The 15708-nt window shown below is 64.6% G+C and carries 14 protein-coding genes; 6 read left to right on the top strand and 8 right to left on the bottom strand.

Going from position 1 to position 15708, the window contains the following annotated elements:
- Positions 1-1340 (top strand): helicase-related protein (locus AC2VLV_RS06440; RefSeq protein ID WP_486989184.1); only part of this gene is annotated, 1340 nt, incomplete at its 5' end.
- A 48-nt stretch (positions 1341-1388) separates the two neighbouring features.
- On the top strand, positions 1389-2621 hold the full coding sequence (locus AC2VLV_RS06445) for a nucleoside recognition domain-containing protein (protein WP_486989185.1): 1233 nt from the start codon (positions 1389-1391) through the stop codon (positions 2619-2621).
- 32 nt (positions 2622-2653) lie between these two features.
- Here AC2VLV_RS06445 and AC2VLV_RS06450 read toward each other — a convergent pair whose 3' ends face one another.
- From AC2VLV_RS06450 to AC2VLV_RS06470, 5 genes are all read right to left on the bottom strand, one after another.
- Complete coding sequence (locus AC2VLV_RS06450; RefSeq protein WP_486989186.1) at positions 2654-3205, bottom strand: hypothetical protein; 552 nt, start codon at positions 3203-3205, stop codon at positions 2654-2656.
- 79 nt (positions 3206-3284) lie between these two features.
- On the bottom strand, positions 3285-4532 hold the full coding sequence (locus AC2VLV_RS06455) for a M20/M25/M40 family metallo-hydrolase (protein ID WP_486989187.1): 1248 nt from the start codon (positions 4530-4532) through the stop codon (positions 3285-3287).
- Entirely contained in the window at positions 4529-6301 is a 1773-nt protein-coding gene (uraD, locus tag AC2VLV_RS06460) for a 2-oxo-4-hydroxy-4-carboxy-5-ureidoimidazoline decarboxylase (RefSeq protein WP_486989188.1), read from the bottom strand. The genes AC2VLV_RS06455 and uraD overlap by 4 nt, the downstream gene beginning before the upstream one ends.
- Positions 6302-6303: 2 nt before the next feature.
- Complete coding sequence (gene puuE, locus AC2VLV_RS06465) at positions 6304-7251, bottom strand: allantoinase PuuE (RefSeq protein ID WP_486989189.1); 948 nt, start codon at positions 7249-7251, stop codon at positions 6304-6306.
- Between the two features lie 35 nt (positions 7252-7286).
- Positions 7287-8048 carry a GntR family transcriptional regulator gene (locus AC2VLV_RS06470; protein WP_486989190.1) on the bottom strand — a complete coding sequence of 254 codons (762 nt, stop codon included), beginning with the start codon at positions 8046-8048 and terminating at the stop codon, positions 7287-7289.
- 162 nt (positions 8049-8210) lie between these two features.
- Here AC2VLV_RS06470 and uraH point away from each other — a divergent pair, with 162 nt between their 5' ends.
- The 4 genes from uraH (at position 8211) to AC2VLV_RS06490 (ending at position 12332) form a co-directional block, all read left to right on the top strand.
- A complete protein-coding gene (gene uraH, locus AC2VLV_RS06475) occupies positions 8211-8645 on the top strand; it encodes a hydroxyisourate hydrolase (RefSeq protein WP_486989197.1) in 435 nt (144 codons plus the stop codon).
- Positions 8646-8772: 127 nt separating this feature from the next.
- A complete protein-coding gene (locus AC2VLV_RS06480) occupies positions 8773-9978 on the top strand; it encodes a urate hydroxylase PuuD (protein WP_486989191.1) in 1206 nt (401 codons plus the stop codon).
- 51 nt (positions 9979-10029) lie between these two features.
- Entirely contained in the window at positions 10030-11478 is a 1449-nt protein-coding gene (locus AC2VLV_RS06485; RefSeq protein ID WP_486989192.1) for a nucleobase:cation symporter-2 family protein, read from the top strand.
- Between the two features lie 83 nt (positions 11479-11561).
- Complete coding sequence (locus tag AC2VLV_RS06490; protein WP_486989193.1) at positions 11562-12332, top strand: type III pantothenate kinase; 771 nt, start codon at positions 11562-11564, stop codon at positions 12330-12332.
- On the opposite strand, the gene hslU is transcribed toward AC2VLV_RS06490, so the two are convergent.
- The 3 genes from hslU to AC2VLV_RS06505 form a co-directional block, all read right to left on the bottom strand.
- Positions 12320-13648, bottom strand: coding sequence for an ATP-dependent protease ATPase subunit HslU (hslU, locus tag AC2VLV_RS06495; RefSeq protein ID WP_486989194.1), 1329 nt, complete (start codon positions 13646-13648; stop codon positions 12320-12322). The genes AC2VLV_RS06490 and hslU overlap by 13 nt on opposite strands.
- A 4-nt stretch (positions 13649-13652) precedes the next feature.
- Positions 13653-14192 carry an ATP-dependent protease subunit HslV gene (hslV, locus tag AC2VLV_RS06500; protein WP_486989195.1) on the bottom strand — a complete coding sequence of 180 codons (540 nt, stop codon included), beginning with the start codon at positions 14190-14192 and terminating at the stop codon, positions 13653-13655.
- 82 nt (positions 14193-14274) lie between these two features.
- A partial coding sequence (locus tag AC2VLV_RS06505; protein WP_486989196.1) for an STAS domain-containing protein occupies positions 14275-15708 on the bottom strand: 1434 nt, incomplete at its 5' end.

The raw sequence follows: 15708 nt of genomic DNA on the forward strand, positions 1-15708 counted from the left end.
GCGGCCTGCACAAGCTCGACGCGCTCACCCGCATTCTGGAGGTCGAGCCGTTCGATGGCATGATCATCTTCGCCCGCACCAAGCAGGCCACCGAGGAGCTGGCGGAAAAGCTGGCAGCGCGTGGATTCACCGCAGCGGCGCTCAATGGCGACGTGCCGCAGGCGCTGCGCGAGCGCATGGTGCAGCGGCTCAAGGACGGGCAGCTCGACATCCTCGTGGCCACCGATGTGGCGGCGCGCGGGCTGGATGTGGAGCGCATCAGCCATGTGGTGAACTACGACATTCCGACGGATACCGAAAGCTATGTGCACCGCATCGGCCGCACCGGTCGTGCGGGGCGCACTGGCGACGCCATTCTGTTTGTCACCCCGCGCGAGCGGCATTTGCTTCGCGCCATCGAGCGGGCCACGCGCCAGCCCATCACGCAGATGCAGTTGCCCAGCACCGAAGCGGTCAACGACAGCCGCATCAGCCGCTTCATGGAGCGCATCACTGAAGCGCGCGAGCGGGAAGGGTTGGAGGATTACCAGCGTCTGGTCGAGCGTTACGAGCAGGAGTTTGACATTCCGGCGATTGAGATTGCCGCCGCGCTGGCGCGTATGGTGCAGGGCAACAAGCCCCTGCTCATGCGCCCGGGCAGCGAACCCGCGTACAGCGCCGATGTCCGCGAGGAGGGCCGCGCGCCACGCCGCGAGCGCGAACCGCGTGAGAGCCGCGAGCCGCGCGCCCCCCGCCCCGCGCGGGCATCACGCGAGGAGGCGCCTGCGGCGCGCACGCCGCGTGAGCGCGCCAAGCCTCGCGATCTCGACGATTTCACCCAGACCCTGATGCAGGCGCGTGAAGCGGCCGATGCCGCCCCACGTTCGGCGCCCCATTCGGCGCCTCATTCGGCGCCGCGCGAGGCCGCGTCTGCCGAACATGCGGCGCACAGTGAGCGCACCGCGCGAGGCCCGCATACCGCCAGCGACGTGCGTTTTGAGACCTACCGCGTCGAGGTCGGACGCGATCATGGCGTGGAGGTGCGCAATCTGGTCGGCGCCATCGCCAACGAGGCGGGGCTGGAGAACAAGCACATCGGCAATATCGCCATTCGCGGCGACCACAGCTTCGTCGAACTGCCCGAAGGCATGCCCAAGGATGTGTTCCGCACCCTGCAGAAAACCTGGGTGAGTGGGCGCCAACTGCAGCTCACCAAGGCCGAGCCGGTGCGTGATACCGGCCGGGAACGTCCGGCGACCCGTACGCCCGCACGACGTTTCGAGTCGGGCGATGCGTCGCCTGCGTCCAAGCGCCGCGCCGCGCCGATACCCGGCGGCAAGTCGTTCAAGCGCAAGCCTTGACGCGGCTGGACGAAGCAGGGGCCTGAAAGCGCGGCGTCGGCAAAACGGATGCTCAACCGTCTCTGGCTCGGCTTCTTTCTGGTGGCTGCCGTTGCGGCACTGACGCGCTGGGCCTTGGGCGATGCGGCGGTTTTCGCCGCCATGACCGACAGCCTGTTCGCCATGGCCAAGCTGTCGGTCGACGTCATGGTGCTGCTGTTCGGCACGCTCACCTTGTGGCTGGGCTTGCTGCGCATCGCCGAACGCGCGGGGCTGGTGGAGGTGCTGGCGCGGGCGCTGGGGCCGCTGTTCCGGCGGCTGATGCCGGAAGTGCCGCAAGGCCATCCGGCCATCGGGCTCATCACTCTGAACTTCGCCGCGAATGTGCTGGGGCTGGACAACGCCGCCACGCCCATCGGCCTGCGTGCCATGCGCGAATTGCAAACGCTCAACCCCAGTCAGGACACGGCGAGCAATGCGCAAATCCTGTTTCTGGTGCTCAATGCCTCGTCATTGACGCTACTGCCGGTGAGCATTTTCATGTACCGCGCGCAGCAGGGCGCGCCCGACCCGACGCTGGTGTTTCTGCCTATCCTCATCGCCACCAGCGCGTCCACGCTGGCCGGGCTGCTCAGCGTGGCATGGATGCAGCGACTCAAACTCTGGGACCCGGTGGCGCTGGCTTATCTGGGCGGCGGCGCGCTGCTGCTGGGCGCGCTGCTCGCGGGGCTGGCGACGCTCAGCGCGGCGGCGCTGGCCAGTATTTCGGCGCTGGCCGGCAATCTGGTGCTGTTCGGCGTCATCCTCGCCTTCCTGTTGGCGGGCGCGATCAAACGGGTGCCGGTGTATGAAGCCTTCATCGAAGGCGCGAAGGACGGTTTTGGTGTGGCGCGCGACCTGTTGCCCTATCTGGTGGCCATGCTGTGCGCAGTAGGCGTGTTGCGCGCCTCGGGCGCGCTGGGCTATGCGCTGGAGGGCATCCGCTGGGTGGTACACGGGCTGGGCATGAACACCGATTTCGTCGCCGCGCTGCCCACGGCGCTGGTCAAGCCGTTTTCAGGCAGTGCCGCGCGCGCCATGCTGATCGAGACCATGCAGCATTACGGCGTGGACAGCTACCCGGCGCTGCTGGCCGCGACGATGCAGGGCAGCACCGAGACGACGTTCTACGTGGTGGCGGTGTACTTCGGCGCGGTGGGCATCAGGCGCGTGCGCCATACCGTGGGTTGCGCGCTGACGGCGGATCTGGCGGGCATCGTTGCGTCGATCGCGGTATGCGCATGGTTCTTCGCGCCGCACTGAGTCGCTCGGGTTCGCACTGAGCACTTGCAGCGCTACCGTCCGAGCTGGCGCAGCAGGGCGATGGCCTTGGGCTCGCCATGCCGGGAAGCCAGTGCGTCCTTGATCTCCGGGAGCAGGGCGAGCAACTGGTCGGGCGTTTGGCATTGCTCGATTTTGAGTTGCAGTCCGTAGGCCTTGATCCTGCCGAGCTGGCTGCTCACCAGGCCATAGACTTGCTCGTAAAGACTGGAAAAATCGGCAGGGGTGTTGACCTTTGCGGTCTGGGCGTGGGGGATCTCAAGCGCCAGTTCGGAGGGGAGTTCGTTGTCGTCATGCAGAAATGAGTCAACCTCCTCCTCAACTGTGGGCGCGGCGGCTGGCTGCTCGGGAACTGCGGGTGCGGCGATCAGTTCGAGCGCGAGCAGTTGCTCCAGCGCGTCTTCGGGAGCGGAGATGGCCTGCATCAACTCGCGCAGGGTTTGCACGTCGCGTTTGCCATCCACCAGAAGCAGCACATTGCGCAAGACGCGCGATTGCAGCACCGCCCGCCTGGCGATTTCGTCCTGTCCCTTTCCGGTTTTGAACAACAAGCTCTCTGGGCGCATGGCGGTATCCCTCGCACGAGTCCGAAACTGTGCGGAGTTTAGAGCTTGGCGCGGCTCGACCGCCTGCGGTCAGGGCGACTCAGCGCAGCAGATCGAACAGGGTGCGGGCGATGACTTGCGTGGCGCGGCGCAGGTCTTCGAGCACGATGTGTTCGTCGGCGCGTTTGGCATTGCTCTCGCGCACGGTGCGCGGGCCTGCGCCGTAGATTACGGCGGGAATGTCGTGTTCGGCGTAAAGCCGCACATCGGTGTAGAGCGGGGTGCCGATGACCGGGACGGGTTCGCCGAACAGGGTTTGCGCATGGTGCTGTAGCGGCGTGGCCAGGCGCTCGAAGCCGGGAATGGGTTTGAGCGCACGCGCCAGCAGCATGCGGCGAATGTCCACGGTGATGCCGGGAACCGTGGCGGCGGCCTGTTCGATCACGCGTCGCAACTCGGCCTCGACCATGGCCGGGTCTTCTTCGGGAATCATGCGGCGGTCAAGTTTGAGCACTACCTTGCCGGGCACTACGTTGGTGTTGGTGCCTCCTTCGATCAGTCCGACGTTGAGATACGGGTGGTCGATGCCTTGTACCTGCGAATGTACCTTGCGGTAGATCGCGTTCTGCGCATAGAGCGCATTGAGAATGGCCACGGCGCCCTGCAGTGCGTCCACGCCAGTGTGCGGAATGGCGGCGTGCGCCATGACGCCGTGCACCGTCACTTCGAGCTGCAGGCAGCCGTTGTGGGCGTTGACCACCTGATAGCTGAAGCCGGCGGCAATTTCCAGGTCGGGTTTGGTGAGGCCATGCTCCAGCAGCCAGCCGGGGCCGAGGGTGCCGCCGAATTCTTCGTCGTAAGTGAAGTGCAGTTCGACGCCGCCCTTGAGCGGCACGCCCAGCGACTCGAGGGCGCGCACGGCGAAGGTGTAGGTGGTGAAGTCGCATTTGCTCACGGCGGCGGCGCGGCCGTAGAGCTTGCCGTCTTCGATCTCGCCGCCATAGGGGGCGTGCGTCCAGCCTTCGCCTGGTGGCACCACGTCACCGTGGGCATTGAGCGCGATGACCGGGCCGCCGGAGCCATAGCCGCGCCGCACGATGAGGTTGGTGATGGACTCCAGGCCCTGTTCCTTGCAGGCCTCGGAGGGAACGGCGATTTTTTCGACCGTCATGCCGAAGTCGGCCAGCAGTTGCGCGGTGCGTTCGGCGTGCGGGGCGTTGTTGCCCGGCGGGGTGTCGGTGGGCACGCGCACCAGTTCCTGCAGCATGCGGGTCTGTTCGTCGAAGTGGGTATCGACCCAATGGTCGAGGGCGGCGTAGGTCGTAGAGTCGCGAGTGGTGTCGGTCATGATGCGGCGAGGGTGTCGAGTAAATGTTGGAAGGCGGCGCAGGCGAGGTCGAGATCGTCGGCCGTGCTGGATTCGAGCGGGTTGTGGCTGATGCCGGCGTTTTCGCCGCGCACGAACAGCATGGCCTGCGGCATGACGGTGTGCAGCATCATGGCGTCGTGCCCGGCGCCGCTGGGCAGGTGGTGCAGCGGCAGGCCGAGTGCGGCGACCGCGCGCTCCCAGCGTTGTTGCAGCGCCGGGTCGCTGGTGGCAGCCTGCTCGCGCATGGTTTCTTCGAGGGTGAAGCGCAGCTTGCGGCGTGCGCAAATGGCGGCCAGCTCGGTGCGGGTGTCGGTCAGTACGGCGTCGCGCTGGGCATTGTTGGGCGCGCGAATGTCGAGGCTGAAGCGGCAGCGACCGGGCACCACATTGATCGATCCGCCAGGCACCTCAAGCAGGCCGACGGTGCCGACGCTGTCGCCATCGGTCGCGGCGCGGCGCTCAAGAAACAGCGCCAGCTCGGCGGCGGCGCAGGCGGCATCGCGGCGCGCGTTCATCGGCGTGGTGCCGGCGTGGCTGGCCATGCCGATGATCTCGCCCACACAGCGCACGCTGGCGTTGATCGAGGTGACGATGCCCAGCGGCAAGTCCAGCGCGTTCAGCACCGGGCCCTGTTCGATGTGCACTTCGACGAAGCCGAGGTAACGCGCCGGGTCGCGGCGCGGCGCCGCAATGGCGGGCAAGTCGGCGGGCAGCCCGGCGTGTCGCATGGCGTCGCGCATGGAGATGCCGTCGCGGTCTTGCTGGTCGAGCCAGGCCGGGTTGAAGGCCCCGGTTAGCGCGCCCGATCCGAGGAAGGTGGCCTTGTAGCGCTGGCCTTCTTCTTCGGCGAAGGCCACGACTTCGAGGCCGAAGGGCAGGCGCCGACCCTCGCGGTGCATGGCGCGCACGCAGGCCATGGGAATGAAGTGGCCAATGCGGCCGTCATACTTGCCGGCGTTGCGCACGGTGTCGTAGTGGCTGCCAGTGAGCAGGCGCGGGGCTGCGGGGGCGCTGCCCTGGTAGACGCCGACCACATTGCCGACGGCGTCGAAGTTCACCGTGTCGAACCCGCATTCGCGCATGGTGGCGGCGATCTCGGCGGCTGCGGCGCGATGCGCGTCGGTGAGGTAGGTGGTGGTGAGTTCGCCGCGTTCTTTCCATGCCGGTTCGCTGTGCGTGGCGAGGTGTTCACACCAGTCCCACACGCGGTTGCCTTGTTCCGGCACGAAGCCGAATTTGTCGTTCAGCCGCAGTTCGGCGATGCGGTGGATCTGGCGCAGGGCTTCGGCAAATTCGAAGTCCGGCGGGTTGTCGATGCGGCGTTCCAGCGTGGCGATGATCTGCGCCCGGCTCAGCCCGGCGCCGCGCGGCCCGCGCACCGCGAGGATGAACGGCCAGCCAAAGCGCGCGGTGTACTCGGCATTCAGCGCGTTGATGCGGGTGAACTCTTCGGGGGTGCAATGCGACAGCCCGGCGCGCGATTGTTCATCCGTGGATTCGGCCGTGAGCTGGCCCGCCACGGCCGCCTTGCCCGCCAACTCCGGGTGGGCGCGAATCAGCCCGAGCTGTTCATCGCGGCTGGCCTGGCGCACCGTCTGCACCAGCGCCGCCTTGAGCGCGGCCAGGGTGGCAAAGGGGCGGGCCGCCCAAGTGCGCGCGGCAATCCAGGGCGAGTGTTCATAAACGCCGTCGAGCAGGTCGGTGAAAGCCGGCGCCGACGCGGCGTTGAGTTCAGCCAGAGTAGGCATGATCACTCCCAGACAAAAGCGGTGGCCGCATCGAAGGGATGCTCGGCGCGCCAGTGGTGTGCAATGTCGATGCGGCGCGCGATCCACACCCGGTCGTGGCGCTGCACATGGTCGAGAAAGCGCTGCAACGCGCGGATGCGGCCGGGCCTGCCCAGCAGGCGCGCGTGCATGCCGATGCTGAGCATTTTCGGGCGGTCTTCACCTTCGGCGTAGAGCGCGTCGAAGCTGTCGCGTAGGTAGATGTAGAAGTCTTCGGCCTGCGCGAAACCCTGGGGCAGAGCGAAGCGCATGTCGTTGCTGTCGAGGGTGTAGGGCACGACCAGATGGGGCGCAAGGCTGTCGTCGGTCTTGCGCACCTGCAGCCAGAACGGCAGGTCGTCGCCGTAATAGTCGCTGTCGTAGGCGAAGCCGCCGAAGTCGGCCACCAGGCGGCGGGTGTTGGGACTGTCGCGGCCGGTGTACCAGCCCAGCGGACGCTCGCCGCAGAGAGCTTCAATCGCCTCCATGCCCAGCCGCATGTGCTCGCGTTCGGTGGCTTCGTCGAGGTTTTGATAGTGAATCCAGCGCCAGCCGTGACAGGCGATTTCATGGCCGAGTTCCACGCAGGCGCGGGCCAGATCGGGTGTGCGTTGCAAGGCCATGCCCACGCCGAAGACCGTCAGCGGCAAGCCGCGGCGCTCGAACTCGCGCAGGATGCGCCACACGCCGACGCGCGATCCGTATTCGTAAATGCTCTCCATGCTGAGGTGCCGCGCCGGGTAGGCGGCGGGATTGAACAGTTCGGAGAGGAACTGCTCGCTGCCCGCGTCGCCATGCAGCACGCAGTTCTCGCCGCCCTCTTCGACATTGAGCACGAACTGCAGCGCCACGCGGGCCTTGCCCGGCCAGTTGGCCTGGGGCGGGTTGCGGCCGTAGCCGACGAGATCGCGGGGATAGGGTGGGGTGGACATGATGAACTCGGTTCGGCGGATTTGTTCACACCCTCTCAAGCCGCGTAATTACCCAACACCTGGGCGAGATCGGCGCTGCTGGTTCTCGGGTGATAGAGCAGGCTGCTTTCAGTGGCCAGCAGATGGGCTTCCATCAGCGCCTTGGCCTTGGCAACGTCGCGCGCCTCCAGGGCCTTGAGGATGTCGACGTGTTCGTCGGACGAGTGCTGCGCCGCGCGCGACGATTGGTACATGAGCGTGATGAGGGCGCAGCGCGAGATCAGCTCCGACAGAATCTGCGCCAGCACATGGTTGCCGATGCGCTCGGCCATCAGCACATGGAAATCGCCCAGCAGCCGGGTGCGGCCCGTCACATCCACCCGGCTGACCACGGCCTGTTCCTGCTTGAGGTGGGCTCGCAGGGCGCGGAAATCGCTCGGCACGGCCTGCTCGCAAAACGCCTCGATCAGATGCTGCTCAAGCATGCGACGCACCGCGAACACCTGCTGCGCCTCTTCCACCGAAGGCTGCGAGACGAAAGCGCCCCGCGCGGGCTCCAGCGTGACCAGATGATCGCGCGCGAGCTGAAACAAGGCTTGCCGCACGATGGTGCGCGAAACCCCGTAGATCGCCGCAATCTTCTGCTCGGTGAGCTTGGCGCCGGGCGCCAGACGGTGTTCGATGATGGCTGCGGTGATGGCCGCGACGATGGTCTGCGTCGAGTCGGCCAGCGGGCTTTCGGCTGCAGCCACCGCACTCACTATCGTCCCAGCAGGGGCTTGTTGGGCCTTCGAGATTTTTTTGCGGCTTGCAGTCATGGTTTCACTCCTTGCGATGTTTTCCGGCACGGTGTTTGCTATCTCCAGGGCGTGTTCACTTGCATTGTTGTGATTCTGTTTGACTTGCAATAGCATACAACTTAAATTTCAATTGTATGCAAAAAGTGTAGGCCAAAATCAACGAATGGATCGATGACCACAATGGGCGCCTTGACCACACACATTCTCGACACCGCGCATGGACGGCCGGCCGCTGCCGTGCAGATTGATCTGTACGCCGAGCAAGGCTCTCAAGGAAACGCCGGGCCGTCCCAAGTTTCCTTGACCCCCACGGGGGGCGGGCTGGGCGTAGCCCGGCCCTGGGGGCGCTCAGAGTGGGTGCTGTTGCGTTCCGTGCAGACCAATGCCGACGGGCGTTGCGATGCGCCGCTGCTGCAAGGCGCCGATCTGCATCCCGGAAGATACCGGCTGGTGTTCCAGGTCGGCGCTTATTTCAGGGCGCTCGGCCTGGTCTTGCAAGAGCCTCCGTTTCTCGATCAGATTCCCCTGGAGTTCGGCGTAGCCGATGCGCAGCAGCACTATCACGTGCCCTTGCTGGTGTCGCCCTGGAGTTATTCGACTTATCGCGGTAGTTGATACAGCCGCCGCTTGAACCAGGATCGCCGCAGCGCGGTGCGCCATTGAAGATGGCACGCGATCCGACAGACTTTCGCAGGGCCTGCAGTGGCGAAAGTCGACTTCATATGACCTTTTAGGAGACGTCATGATGAGCGACTTGATGACCACCATCCTGCCCTACGCCATGAACTGGGCCGATCTGCTGCTGCGCTGGCTGCACGTCATTGTGGCGATTGCCTGGATCGGTTCTTCGTTTTACTTCGTCTGGCTCGACAACAGTCTGGAGAAGCCCAACGATCCGGAACTGAAAGCCAGAGGCGTGGATGGGGAACTGTGGGCGGTGCATGGCGGGGGCTTCTACAACCCGCAGAAATACATGGTCGCACCGAAGAACCTGCCACAGCATCTGCACTGGTTTTATTGGGAGAGCTATTCCACCTGGCTCTCAGGGTTTGCACTGCTCTGCGTGCTTTACTTCTATCACGCTGGCATTTTCATCGTCGATCCGCGGGTGTTTGCCTGGAGTTCGCCGGGGTACGCGGTGGCAGCCATGCTGGGCTTTCTGGTTGTCGGCTGGTTGGTCTATGACGGCATTTGCCGCGTGTTCGGCCAAGGCAAAAATGGCGACCTCACCGTGGGCATTCTGGTCGCGGCGTATGTGGTCATTGCGGCCTGGCTGGCCTGCCATTTGTTTGCCGGGCGGGCGGCGTTTCTGATCATCGGCGCCATGCTCGGCTCCTCGATGAGTGCCAATGTGTTTTTCTGGATCATCCCCGGTCAGCGCCGGGTAGTGGCGGCCATGCGCGCCGGGCAGACGCCCGACCCGATGGACGGCAAGCGCGGCAAGCAGCGCAGCGTGCACAACACCTACTTCACCCTGCCGGTGCTGTTCGCCATGCTGTCCAACCATTACAGCTTCGTGTACGACGCGCCGAACAACTGGCTGGTGCTGGTGCTGATGATGCTGGCCGGCGCGCTCATCCGCCAATTCTTCGTGCTCAAACACAAAGGCACCTGGAAGTGGCAATACTGGATCGTGGGTGGCGGCCTCATTTTGGCCGTGGCCGTAGCGCTCGCGCCCAAGCCGCAGCCCTCGTTGGCCAACGCGAAACCGGTCACGTTCGCGCAGGTGCAGCACATCGTGCAGGAGCGCTGCCTGTTGTGTCACTCCGGTGCGGCGGCCAGTAAAGGGGTGCGTCTGGATTCGGCGCCGGACATCGTTAGCCACGCGCAGGCGATTTATCAGCAGGTGGTGGTGCTCAAGGCCATGCCGCTGAACAACGCTACGCAGATGACCGATCTGGAGCGCGCCGAAATCGGTCAGTGGATCAAAGACGGCGCCAAGCCCTGAGACATCGCGACGACGTTCGCCACGACACAAAACAGTCAACAGGAGACCTCCATGAACCCAGCCATCGCGCCGGCGGTATCTGAAAACGCGCCGCATCCGGTTGATGAAGTTTTGCCCGCTGGCAAGCTGGTGGCGCTGGGCATCCAGCATGTGCTGGTGATGTACGCGGGCGCCGTGGCGGTGCCGCTGATCATCGGCTCGGCGCTGAAGCTGCCGGTGGAGCAGATCGCCTTGTTGATCACTGCCGACCTGTTCATCTGCGGGGTGACCAGCGTCATTCAGTCGCTCGGGCTCACGCCCTGGTTCGGCATTCGCATGCCGGTGATGATGGGCATGACCTTCGCCTCGGTCACGCCGATGATCGCCATCGCCACCACGCCCGGCATGGGCCTGCAGGACATCTTCGGCGCCATCATCGCCGCAGGCGTATTCGGGCTGCTGATCGTGCCTTTTGCCTGCCGCCTGATGGGTATGTTTCCGCCTGTGGTCACCGGCTCGGTCATCACCATCATCGGCATCTCGCTCATGCAGGTCGGCATTCAGTGGGCTGTCGGTGGGGCGTGGCTCAAACCCATGATTGCCGATACCTCACCGCACGCGGCCGCAGGTAGCCTGGTGCCCAACCCGGCTTATGCCTCGATGGAAAACCTGGGCATCGCCCTGTTCGTTCTGGTGGTCATTCTGTTCATCAGCAAATTCGGCCGCAATTTCCTGAAAAACATTTCGGTGCTGATCGGTCTGGTGCTTGGCAGCGTGGCGGCCGCCTTGCTGGGGCTGATGCATTTCGATCAGGTCGCCAAGGCCGATGCTTTCCATCTGGTCATGCCGTTTCAGTTTGGTGCGCCGCAATTCGCCATCGGCCCGATCGTGACCCTGTGCGTGGTGGAACTGGTGGTGTTCGTCGAGTCGGCCGGCATGTTCTTCGCGCTGGGCGACATTGTCGGGCGGAAGGTGGGTCGCACCGAGCTGGGGCGCGGTCTGCGGGTCGATGCCTTGGGCACCATCCTGGCCGGGATGTTCAACACCTTTCCTACTACTTCGTTTTCGCAGAACATCGGCCTGGTGGGCATGACCGGAGTGCGCAGCCGCTGGGTGACAGTGACCGGCGGCGTCATCATGCTGCTGCTTGGGCTGATGCCCAAACTGGGCGCGCTGGTGGCGGCTATCCCCCAGCCTGTGCTGGGCGGCACCGGTATCGCCATGTTCGGCATGGTGGCGGCCACGGGCATCCGTATCCTCAGCGAGGTTGATTACAAGAACAATCGCAACAACCTGCTCATCGTCGCACTGGGCATTGGTTTTGGCATGATTCCTCTGGTGGCGCCGCAATTTTTCATCCACTTCCCCGAAGTTCTTGCGCCCATGCTGCATAGCGGCATTCTGCTCACCGCCGTGGTGGCGTTTTTGCTCAATGCCTACTTCAACGGGTTCGGTACCCTGGATGCCAAGGGCCTTCGGGATCGGGAACTCGCGGCAGAAGATGGGGCCAAATTGCGCTGATGCGCCCGCGCAGCCCTGGCAGCAGATTCGCGGGTTTGCTCTGCTATGGTTTAGAAAACCTCAATTCCTGACGCGCTACCCGGATGCATCTTCTCGTTCTCGATGTTGGCAATACTCGGCTGAAATGGGGGCTCTATGCGCGCCCGCAACGCAACGCGGAGTTGCTCGCCGGCGGGGCCATGCTGCTGGAAGAGGTCGATCAACTCAGCCGCGTGCTGGCGGCACAGCCCCGCGCCGAGCGGGTGATCGGTTGTGCCGTGGCCGGTGCGGTGGTCACCGCGCGGGTATGTGCCGAGCTTGATGCGCTAGGGCTGCGCTGCAACTGGATCAGCGCGCAGGCTGAACAATGCGGACTGCGCAACAGCTATGCCGTGCCCTCATTGCTGGGGGCGGATCGTTGGGCGGCGCAACTGGGCGCGCGCCAGCGCGCGCCCGATCAGGCGGCGATGGTCATCAGCGTGGGTACGGCCGTCACTGTCGATTGCCTCAGCCGCGAAGGGGTGTTCATCGGCGGCATCATCCTGCCCGGCTTTGGGTTGATGCTCAAGGCGCTGGAGATGGGCACGGCAGGGCTGCGCGTGCCCGAAGGCGACATCGCGGAATTTCCGACCAATACCAGCGATGCCTTGATGACTGGCGGCGCCTTGGCCATTGCTGGGGCTGCGCGGCAGATGCATGCGCGACTGCAGGCGCGGGAAGCCGGCGAGGTGGTTGTGCTGCTGACCGGCGGCGCGGCGCCCAAGCTACGCGATGCGCTGGGTTTGCCGCATCAGCATGTCGAACATCTGGTGTTCGAAGGCCTGCTGTGCATCGCTGGGAACGCGCAGCCGCCGCAGACGGATCAAAGCACGTAGCGCGACAGATCTTCGTCGCGGGCGATGTCGCCCAGACGTTCGTTGACCATCGCCGCATCGACTTTCACGGTGCTGTGCTGCGCCCCATCGGCGTGAAACGACACCTCTTCGAGCAGCCGCTCCATCACCGTGTGCAGCCGCCGCGCGCCGATGTTCTCGGTTTTTTCGTTCACCTGAAACGCCACTTCTGCCATGCGGCGAATACCGTCAGCGGTGAACTCGACCTGCACGCCGTCGGTGGCCAGCAACGCGGCGTACTGCTTGGTGAGGCTGGCGTCGGTGCTGGTGAGAATGGCCTCGAAATCGGCAACTGAGAGCGATTCCAGTTCGACCCGAATGGGGAAGCGGCCCTGCAGCTCGGGAATCAGGTCAGAAGGCTTGGCGACGTGAAACGCGCCGCTGGCGATGAACAAGATGTGATCGGTGCGCACCATGCCGTATTTGGTGCTCACCGTCGTGCCTTCGACCAGCGGCAGCAGATCGCGCTGCACGCCCTGGCGCGACACATCGGCGCCCTGTGTATCGCTGCGCGAGGCGACCTTGTCGATCTCGTCGAGGAACACGATACCGTTCTGCTCCACCGCGCGCAGCGCGCCGGCCTTGATCTCGTCTTCGTTCACCAGTTTGGCGGCCTCTTCGTCGATCAGCAGCTTCTGCGCTTCGCGCACCGTCACCTTGCGCGTCTTGCTGCGCGTCTGGCCCATATTGGCGAACATTGAGCGGATCTGCTCGGTCATGTCCTCCATGCCGGGCGGGCCCATGATGTCCACGCTGGCCGGATGCACGGCGAGATCGATCTCGATTTCCTTGTCATCGAGCTGGCCCTCGCGCAGGCGCTTGCGCAACATTTGGCGCGTGGGATTGGTCTCGGTGACCGACGTGGTGTGACCGCTGGAATCTGCCGGTGCGGGCAGCAGAACGTCGAGAATGCGGTCTTCAGCGCGGTCTTCGGCTCGGGTGCGTTGCTGGCGCATGGCGGTTTCGCGCGCCAGCTTCACGGCTGCTTCCATCAGGTCGCGGATGATGGTGTCCACATCGCGCCCGACGTAGCCCACTTCGGTGAACTTGGTGGCCTCGATTTTGATAAAGGGCGCGTCGGCCAGCTTGGCCAGTCGGCGAGCAATCTCCGTCTTGCCCACGCCGGTGGGGCCGATCATCAGAATGTTTTTCGGGGTGATTTCGTGCCGCAGCGGCTCGGCTACCTGCTGGCGGCGCCAGCGGTTGCGCAGGGCGATGGCCACTGCCTGCTTGGCCTTGGTCTGGCCGATGACAAAACGGTCGAGCTCGGAGACGATTTCGCGGGGAGTCATGTTCATGGTCTTACTCACCCAGTGTTTCGATGGTGTGCGACTGGTTGGTGTAGATGCAGATGTCGCCCGCAATCTTCAGCGATTGGGCGACGATCTCGCGCGGGCTCAGCGTGGTGTGTTCCAGCAAGGCTCGGGCGGCCGACTGGGCATAGGCGCCGCCGGAACCAATGGCGACGATGCCGTATTCGGGTTCGAGCACATCGCCGTTGCCCGTGATGATGAGCGAGTGCTCGGCATCGGCCACCGAGAGCATCGCTTCCAGGCGGCGCAGCATGCGGTCGGTGCGCCAGTCTTTGGCCAGTTCGACCGCGCTGCGCAGCAATTGCCCCTGGTGCTTCTCCAGCTTGGCTTCGAAGCGCTCGAACAGCGTGAAAGCATCGGCCGTTCCCCCGGCAAAACCGGCCAGAATCTGGTTGTTGTAGAGCCTGCGCACTTTTCGCGCAGTGGATTTAACGACGATGTTGCCAAGCGTCACCTGCCCGTCGCCGCCCAGGGCAACGGTGGCGCCGCGGCGCACGCTGAGTATGGTGGTGCCGTGATATTGGTCCATGCAGGGATGTAAGGATGAGAGGGGAAAACTCAAGGGGGAGCGTGACGCATCCCCCATGAACACGGCCCCAGAGCGCCGCTGTTCAGTCGCGCCGCAGTTGGATGAGGGCGTGTTCGTGCAAACCGAGGATGCTGAACAGGCCGGCGATCAGCCGGTGTACGCCGGTGAACTGCAGGGTCTTGCCCAGATCGTGTTGCATCATGGCCCAGTTGAGCAGGGCGCCTGCGCTCGAAAAATCGATACGGCGCAACTGGCGCAGTGAAATGCTCATCTGTTCATGCTCTTTGGCCGCCTGCTCCAGCGGGCCCAGGAAGGCGCTGGAACTGCCGAGTATCTCGCCACTGAGATGCAACTGCGCCGAGCGCGAGCCGCCATTGCCTAACACGGAATTCGGACTGACCCCGGAGTTCTGGAATTCGGCCGGGGCTGTTGTTGCCGAAGGCGCTGCATTGTCGTCCACGCCGACGAGTTCGACCTTGGCGCGGCTGGCCTCCCAGGTGGGGGGCGAGATTTCGTAGGTCACGCAGTAGTCGAGCGCGATGGCGTCGAAATCGTCCTGCTGGTTGACCAGGCGCAGCAACTCCAGACGCAAGGCCCACCATTGCGGATCGGCCTCACGCTGCATGGCGGGCGCCTGCGCCTGACAAAGAGACAGCAGCGCATCCGCACCGTGCAGGGTGACCGTGCAGACGGCGTTATTGATTGTTTTCAGCGACTCCACCAGCGTGGGCAAGGCGGTTGGCGTGATGGTGCGCACTTCCTCGAAGCTCAATTCAAGGGCCGACGGCGCGTTGAGCAGCAGTTTGCGCAAACGCTCGGCCTGGACCGCATCGACCGATGCAGAAAATGCCAGCGAGGGCTTGAAGTTGTTTGGCGCTGGCGCGGCTGCCGCGGCTGGGGCGGGCAGGCCGTCTTCGGCCATCGGCGCCGAGGTCTGGAAGCGGCTGACGAAATCGGCCACAAGGGCCTCGAACTTGTCGATCTGACCCGAGGCGCGGAACAGGTCAAACAGCGCCAGCCAGAGCTCTTTCTCGGAACCCAGATCTTGCGAGTTGGAAATGGCGTCGCGCAAGGCCGACTCGGCGGCGACATCATCACCGTTGGCGAAGTCCATCACCGCCTGATCGAACAGGGGATTGGAGCTTAGAGCCTCGTGCACTTCCACGGCAAAGAAGGCGCTGGGCATGAAGTCATTGCTCGATCGCAGCCAACTGTCGCCCGAGGGCGCCGAGGTGTGAGGCGGCAGGGCGTCGGCGCTCAAGCGGGTGGCCGCCGCCAGCGTGGGCTGCTCGTCGAACGGCACGGCAGCCGGCTGTGACTTGCGCACAGGCGCTGGCGGAACGCTGGGTACGAAGGGGACGGTTGGGGCGTAGCCAACAGGCGGTTGTGTTGGTTGTTCACCCGGCGCCGTGGTCGGGCCGGACTGCGACGATGGCACACCGGTCGTGGGTTGAGTTGTCAGACCGCCCGGCTTGGTGATCAGTGTGGTATCGGCATAGGCCGTGTCCACCTTGAA

The organism is Thiomonas sp. TH-17, assembly GCF_057473305.1.